The sequence below is a fragment of the Streptomyces colwelliae genome (assembly GCF_048158785.1).
In the GTDB taxonomy this organism is placed as follows: Bacteria; Actinomycetota; Actinomycetes; order Streptomycetales; family Streptomycetaceae; genus Streptomyces.
In genome coordinates this window covers 1-1,592 of sequence record NZ_JBLTJC010000769.1, presented here as the reverse complement: position 1 = coordinate 1,592, position 1,592 = coordinate 1, and the positions used below count along the sequence as shown (strand labels likewise).

General features: G+C 71.1%; 2 protein-coding genes and 1 pseudogene. 2 read left to right on the top strand and 1 reads right to left on the bottom strand.

Translation table 11 applies throughout. The features are described 5' to 3' along the window. A pseudogene (locus tag ACNFOC_RS54180) lies at positions 1-507 on the top strand (PTS lactose transporter subunit IIC); the annotation flags it as partial. Positions 508-621: 114 nt separating this feature from the next. Next, a complete protein-coding gene (locus ACNFOC_RS54175) occupies positions 622-876 on the top strand; it encodes a hypothetical protein (RefSeq protein WP_416966286.1) in 255 nt (84 codons plus the stop codon). A gap of 12 nt (positions 877-888) precedes the next feature. On the opposite strand, the gene ACNFOC_RS54170 is transcribed toward ACNFOC_RS54175, so the two are convergent. Further along, the coding region (locus tag ACNFOC_RS54170) for a DUF6227 family protein (protein ID WP_416966285.1) at positions 889-1,592 on the bottom strand (704 nt) is incomplete at its 5' end.

The following is a 1,592-nucleotide window of genomic DNA, read 5'->3' as shown; positions in this document are numbered from 1 at the left end:
GCCACGGCGGGCATCGCGGTCTCCAACCCCAGTGACTCGGCGATGAAGATCATGGCCGCGGTGATGGCGGCCGGCATGGTCCCGCCGCTGGCGATGGCCCTGGCGACGACCGTGCGCGGCAAGCTCTTCACCGAGACCGAGCGCGAGAACGGCAAGGCCGCCTGGGTCCTGGGCGCCTCCTTCATCTCCGAGGGCGCGATCCCCTTCGCGGCGGCCGACCCGCTGCGGGTCATCCCGTCCGCGATGGTGGGCGGCGCGATCACCGGCTCCCTGTCGATGGCCTTCGGCGCGACCCTGCGCGCTCCGCACGGCGGCATCTTCGTGGTCCCGCTGATCGGCCACGCGTTCCTCTACCTGATCGCCATCGCGGTCGGCATGTGCGTCACGGCGGCCCTGGTCGTCGTACTGAAGGGCATGCGCAAGCCGGCCGCCGGCAGCACGGGCCCCGGAGCACCGGAGGACATATCCGCCCCGGCGGCGGAGAAGAAGCAGCCGGTCGCCGCCTAGCCTCTTTCCGGCCTGTTTCTGGGCTCTTTGGGCCGCCGTGAGGTGTTCACGGCAACTGCGAGATACGTCACGGTCCGGGACCACAGTCCCGGACCGTGGTGTCTACTGGAACGCATGCCTGAGCACGTCTCGATCCTCCAGCTGACCGGTGTGGCCGTTCTCGCCCTGGCGACCGTCGCCTGGGTGTTCGGCCTGACGCGCGTCCTGCGCCGCTCCCTCGCCGAGCCCACCGCATGGCACACGGCCCACCCGCTCCACGGCCTCCCGAACCAGCGCCACACCGCGCCCCACGTGGAGTCCGTCGAACTGACCCCGGCGGAGCGCGACGCCTTCGCGGGTCTCGTACGACAGCTCAGCGACGGGCGTTGAAGCCTTCCCCGCTCAGGAGACCTGCGCCGCCCGGCGCTCCATCGCGTCCCGGGCCGCGTCCTCGCTGACGTACACCTCGCACATGTGACGGCCGTCCGGTGTCGCCGTGTGCTCGACCTCCCACAAGGAGATCTCCGCGCCGTCCTGCAACAGGAACGCGTGCTCGTAGAGCGAGAAGCACAGCGCGGCGCGGCCCGCTCGGAACGGGCGGCCGAAGGCCTGCGTGATCTGGTGCGCGAACGCCGTCTCCAGCAGCGCGGCCGTCTCCTCGTCGGGCCGGTCCATGTTCTCCGCCCGGCGCAGTAAACGGCGCGCGTGGTCCGCGGAGTCGTCCGCCAGATACGTGTGCCGGGGCTCCGGGATCGGCGACAGCTGCACCAGCACCGGCAGTTCGAAGTCCGGGGTGTCCGGCGGCAGCGGCAGACGCGCGGTCGCGGTGCGCAGCTCGTCCTCGTCCACGTACACCTCGTGCTGTGTCTCACGGCCCAGCACGGTGTTGTGGACGAGCTCCCACAGGGTGAGCGCGGAGCCGTCGGCGAGCAGCCAGGTGTGCCGGTACGTCTCCCGGTGCAGGCCGGCGCTGTGGTGCGCGGAGTGCAGCGAACTGTCGTGCGCCAGCGCGCAGTCGAGACGCCTTATGGTCTCGTCCGGCAACTCGAAGGAGTTCAGGGCACGGCCGAGGAGTCGCGCGAGGTGCTCCTCCGGAGACTCGGGCG

What these genes read in the sequence shown, in the direction of transcription:
- ACNFOC_RS54175 (WP_416966286.1), top strand. Translation starts at nt 622, where the DNA reads ATGCCTGAGCACGTCTCGATCCTCCAGCTGACCGGTGTGGCCGTTCTC.